General features: G+C 64.2%; 4 protein-coding genes. 3 read left to right on the forward strand and 1 reads right to left on the reverse strand.

The features are described from left to right. The coding region (locus EN925_RS27525; RefSeq protein ID WP_164894426.1) for a zinc-binding dehydrogenase at positions 1-531 on the forward strand (531 nt) is incomplete at its 5' end. 18 nt (positions 532-549) lie between these two features. Here EN925_RS27525 and EN925_RS27530 read toward each other — a convergent pair. Next, positions 550-1,440 (reverse strand): DMT family transporter, encoded by an 891-nt coding sequence (locus EN925_RS27530; RefSeq protein ID WP_027160452.1) that lies wholly within the window; start codon positions 1,438-1,440, stop codon positions 550-552. Positions 1,441-1,544: 104 nt separating this feature from the next. Here EN925_RS27530 and EN925_RS27535 point away from each other — a divergent pair, with 104 nt between their 5' ends. Then, positions 1,545-2,948 carry a PLP-dependent aminotransferase family protein gene (locus EN925_RS27535; protein WP_127369117.1) on the forward strand — a complete coding sequence of 468 codons (1,404 nt, stop codon included), beginning with the start codon at positions 1,545-1,547 and terminating at the stop codon, positions 2,946-2,948. Positions 2,949-3,182: 234 nt separating this feature from the next. Next, a partial coding sequence (locus EN925_RS27540) for an MFS transporter (RefSeq protein ID WP_128337062.1) occupies positions 3,183-3,703 on the forward strand: 521 nt, incomplete at its 3' end.

The following is a 3,703-nucleotide window of genomic DNA, read 5'->3' on the forward strand; positions in this document are numbered from 1 at the left end:
GTGCATGGCTGCGGCGGCGTCGGCCTGTCGGCGATTATGATTGCCAGCGCCATGGGCGCCAATGTCATCGCCATCGATCTCACCGACGAGAAACTGGATTTCGCCAAAAAGATCGGCGCCGTCGCCACCATCAATGCATCTACGACGCCGAACGTGGTCAAGGCGGTCAAGCAGATCACCAATGGCGGCGCGCATATGTCGATGGACGCGCTCGGCCACCCGACCACCTCGTTCAACTCGATCGCCAATCTGCGTCGGCGCGGCCGCCATGTGCAGGTCGGCCTGATGTTGGGCGAACACGCCCGGCCGCAGGTGCCGATGGACAAGGTGATCGCCTTCGAACTCGAAATCCTCGGCAGTCACGGCATGCAGGCCTATCGCTACCCCGCGATGATGGAGATGATCCGCCACGGCAAGCTGAAGCCCGAACTGCTGGTCGGCAAGAGGATCAGCCTCGACGAGGCGCCCGCAGCCTTGATGGCGATGGGCGGCTTCGAGGGCATTGGGATTGGGGTGGTCACGAAGTTTTAGGCGAGGACGGCACCGTCGTCAGGCGATCGCGCGTCGTGGCAATTCCTGCTTTGCGAATCGCTTGGCGCCTACGACGCAAAGCACGACGCCAAGCGTAACGACCACCATCAGCGGGCTGACCTGCTCGTGCAGCAGCGTCGCTGCCAGTGCCAGTCCGAAGAATGGCTGCAGCAGCTGCAACTGTCCGACCGCGGCGATGCCGCCTTGCGCCAGCCCGCGATACCAGAACACGAAGCCGATCAGCATGCTGAACAGCGAGACATAGGCAAGCCCCATCCACGCACTGACGCCGACGCCGTCGAACGACGGCGGCATGGTCATCAGCGTCAGCACCAGCATGACCGGCAGCGACAGCACCAGCGCCCAGCAGATCACTTGCCAGCCGCCGAGCCTGCGCGACAGCGCGGCGCCCTCGGCATAGCCGAGGCCGCAGGCGATGATGGCAGCCAGCATCAGACCGTCGCCGACCGGCGAGGCCGTCACGCCTTGCGTCAGCGCAAAGCCCGCGACCAGCGCACTGCCTATGCATGAAAACAACCAGAACGCCGGGCGCGGCCGATCGCCGCCGCGCAGCACCCCGAATATCGCAGTGGCCAGCGGCAGCAGGCCGACGAAGATAATGGAATGGGCCGTGGTGACGTGCTTCAGCGCCAGCGCGGTCAGCAAGGGAAAGCCGACAACCACGCCAAGTGCCACGATCACCAGCGACAGCAGATCGCCGCGCTCCGGGCGTTTCTGCCGAAACAGGAGCAGCAGCGCAAGGCCAAGCAAGCCGGCAATCGCCGCTCGGGCCGAGGTCAGGAATGTCGGATCGAATTCCCTGACCGCCACCCGCGTCGCCGGCAGCGAGCCGCTGAAGATCAACACGCCGATGAATCCATTCATCCAGCCACTCGCGGTCTTGTCCATCGTATGCTCCGTTTGTCGGCTCCGTATCGCGCGGAGCCGGTAGTATCGCCAGAGACAATGCGGTACAATTATGCAAAACTGTCATGGTCAGCAGAGCAGTACGGATGGACAAGCAGACTACAGGAAGCGAGAGCGGCGGTACGCTGGTCGAAGGCGTCATGGCGACGATCCGCCAGCGGATCGCGGCGCGCAGCCTGACGCCGGGAGGGCAATTGCCGTCGATCCGCGCCTTTGCCAAATCCATGCGAGTGTCCAAATCCACCGTGGTCGAAGCCTATGAGCGGCTCGCCGCCGAAGGCGCGATCCGCTCGCGGCCGGGCTCCGGCTTCTATGCCGCCGGATCGCTGGCGCCGCTGTCGCTGGCCGAAATCGGCCCCCGCCTCGACCGCGCCGTCGATCCGCTCTGGATCTCGCGACAGTCCCTGGAGGCCGGCGATGACATGCTGAAGCCCGGCTGTGGCTGGCTGCCCGCTTCATGGATGCCACAGGCAGGGCTGCGCCGGGCGCTGCGCACGGTGGCGCGTGCCGACGATGTCGCACTGGCCGATTACGGCACGCCGCTCGGCCTGCCACCGCTGCGGCAATTGCTGGCGCGGCGCATGGCCGGGCATGGCATCGAGGCCTCGCCCGAGCAGATCATGCTGACGGAATCAGGTACGCAGGCCATCGACCTCCTGTGCCGGTTCCTGATCGAGCCCGGCGACACCGTGCTGGTCGACGACCCCTGCTACTTCAACTTCCACGCCCTGTTGCGCGCTCACCGGGCCAAGGTCGTCAGCGTTCCCTACACGCCGTCGGGGCCGGATATCGATCTGTTCGCGCAGGCGTTGGCCGAGCATCGGCCACGCCTCTACATCACCAATTCCGGCATCCACAATCCGACCGGCGCGGTGCTGTCGCCAGTCACCGCGCACCGGCTGCTGAAACTCGCCGATCAATCGCAATTGACCATTGTCGAGGACGACATCTTCGCCGATTTCGAACATGCGCCCGCCCCCAGGCTGGCGGCGTTCGATGGTCTCAACCGCGTTGTCCATATCGGCAGCTTCTCCAAGACACTGTCGGCATCGGTTCGCTGCGGCTTCATCGCCGCACCGCACGACTGGATCGAGCCCCTGACCGACCTCAAGATCGCCACGACCTTCGGCGGCGGCCGGCTCGCAGCCGAACTGGTGCTGACGTTGCTGAAGGACGGCAGCTACCGCAAGCACATGGATTTGCTGCGCGCGAAGCTTGCGCGCGCCATGGGCGAGACGGCCGCCCACCTGAAAGCGATCGGCATCACGCCGTGGATCGACCAGCCGGCTGGCCTCTTCCTGTGGTGCAGCCTGCCGGACGGCGTCGATGCGGCCGAAGTCGCCCGCCGCGCTCTGGCCGACAACATCGTGCTGGCGCCCGGCAACGCATTCAGCCTGTCCGGAACGGCTGGCCGTTTCCTGCGCTTCAACGTTGCCCAATGCGCGGACGAGCGGATTTTCAGGGTGCTCGAGGCGGCGATGGCGCGTTGACGCGCATCAAGCTGATCCTGTTGCCTGTGCAACCTTCGGCTGCTAGGGAAACGGGAGCGCACTCGAGAGAATATTCGCGCCATCATTTTCCGGGATAGCGTTTATGGGAACCAGCAAGTCAGCAGACAAGTAGGCCGCAACAGCACTTCGTTGTTGCGGCGGCCCGTCATTTCCCATCTTCATTGAGAACGGCAGATCGCCGCCAAATGTAGCCATTTGAGCGGATGTTCAATCATGCCTTTTCCAAAAAACCCGACATGGACCACTTCCCTGCCAGCAGCCATGATGCTGATGGCGCCCTTCGACATCCTGGCCTCGCTGGCCATGGACATCTACCTCCCGATTGTCCCGGCGATGCCGGGGATCCTCGAGACATCGCCTGATGTCATCCAGCTGACGCTGAGCCTCTACATGATCTGTCTTGGGCTCGGCCAAGTCGTCTTCGGCCCGATTTCCGACAGGATCGGCAGGCGCCCGGTGCTGATCGGTGGCGCGCTTTTGTTTTCAGGCGCTTCCTTTCTGCTCGCCAGCACCTCGCTGGCCGCTGTCTTCGTCGTCCTGCGCGTCGTGCAGGCCATTGGTGCGTCCGCCATTCTCGTTGCAACCTTCGCAACGGTTCGCGACGCCTATGCGCAAAGAGCCGAAAGTGCCGTCATTTACGGCCTGTTCAGCTCGATGTTGGCTTTCGTGCCGGCGTTGGGGCCGGTTGCCGGTGCGTTGATTGCCGACAATTTCGGCTGGCGGGCGATCTTCCT

Source organism: Mesorhizobium sp. M7A.F.Ca.US.006.04.2.1 (genome assembly GCF_004022915.1).
Classification (GTDB): Bacteria; Pseudomonadota; Alphaproteobacteria; order Rhizobiales; family Rhizobiaceae; genus Mesorhizobium; species Mesorhizobium ciceri.

Excerpts from the sequence above, each read along its gene's own strand:
- EN925_RS27535 (WP_127369117.1), top strand. The coding sequence starts at position 1,545 with ATGGACAAGCAGACTACAGGAAGCGAGAGCGGCGGTACGCTGGTCGAA.
- EN925_RS27530 (WP_027160452.1), bottom strand. The coding sequence starts at position 1,440 with ATGGACAAGACCGCGAGTGGCTGGATGAATGGATTCATCGGCGTGTTG.